1 protein-coding gene is annotated in these 1,165 nt (G+C 62.1%); it reads left to right on the forward strand.

What is annotated here, in order from left to right; genetic code table 11:
• Positions 1–124 precede the first annotated feature (124 nt).
• On the forward strand, positions 125–1,156 hold the full coding sequence (locus tag EN846_RS33520; RefSeq protein WP_245493564.1) for an ISAs1 family transposase: 1,032 nt from the start codon (positions 125–127) through the stop codon (positions 1,154–1,156).
• Positions 1,157–1,165: the final 9 nt, after the last annotated feature.

Here is a 1,165-nt window from a genome sequence, read left to right on the forward strand (position 1 = left end):
GTGGGCAGGGGAATCGCATATGGCTTTTTGGGACTTGAAGTTGGGCTGAGAAGGGATTCTGTGAGCAGGCAGTCTTAACGAGGGAGAGACTGCCATTTCGAGCCTTGAAAGCTATTTCGGCGCCGTGCCTGACCCCCGCGCTGGTAACGCCACGCATCGGCTTGGCGATCTGATCGTGATGATGATCGCGGCAAGCCTGTGCGGGGCAAACAACGCGACAGAGTTCTCGTTGTTTGCTCAAGAGCGCAGGCAGGCACTGTCGCGGTTGATTGAGTATGAGGTGGCGCCCAGTCACGACACCTTCTCGCGGCTGTTGCGGCTGCTGGATCCGGAGGCTTTCGGGCGTGCCTTCGCAGCCTTTGCCGCAGGCTTTGCACGGGCATGCCAGGAGGTGGTCGCCCTCGACGGTAAGGCGCTGCGGCGGGCCTATGAGAAGGGCCTTGCCGCCAGTCCGCCTCTGACGGTGTCGGCCTTCGCCACCGAGACACGGTTATGCCTGGCAGCGGTATCGCCCGGCACTGCCGAGAATGAGGTCGAGGCTGCCCTCAAAGTCGTCGAACTCATTGATCTTACTGGTAGAATGGTCACCGCCGATGCGCTCCACTGTCACACGCGCATGGCTGAGGCCATCACCGAGCGGGGAGGCGACTACCTGCTCGCTCTTAAGGGCAACCGTCGGCATTGGGTTGTTCATGCCAAGCAACATCTGGCCGGGAGCACCCCCGCTGTCGCGGAGCGGACCGAGACCAGCCATGGCCGCGACGAGTGGCGGCAGGCAGAGGTCGTGGCCACTGCCGAGCCGCTGATGCCTGGCCATAAAGCCTTCATCCGCATCTCCAGCCGGCGCGATCAGGCCGAACCGCTGACGCGCCTGTTCATGGCCTCGACACTGCTGTCGCCACAGCAAGCCCTCGACCTCTCAAGGGCGCATTGGCAGATCGAGAACGGGCTGCATTGGATGCTCGACGTTCATCTGGGCGAAGATCAATCCCGAGCCCGCAAGGACAATGCTCCGGCAAACACCGCAATCCTCACCCGCATCGCCAGAAACGTCCTCCAGGCAGCCGATGCCGACAAAGTCCCCATCAGCCACCGCATCAAGAAATGCGCCTGGAACGACGACTATCTCATCCAGGCGCTAACCCATATGCGATAGCCCTGCCCT

This window comes from Mesorhizobium sp. M4B.F.Ca.ET.203.01.1.1 (assembly GCF_004791025.1).
Lineage (GTDB): Bacteria > Pseudomonadota > Alphaproteobacteria > Rhizobiales > Rhizobiaceae > Mesorhizobium > Mesorhizobium abyssinicae.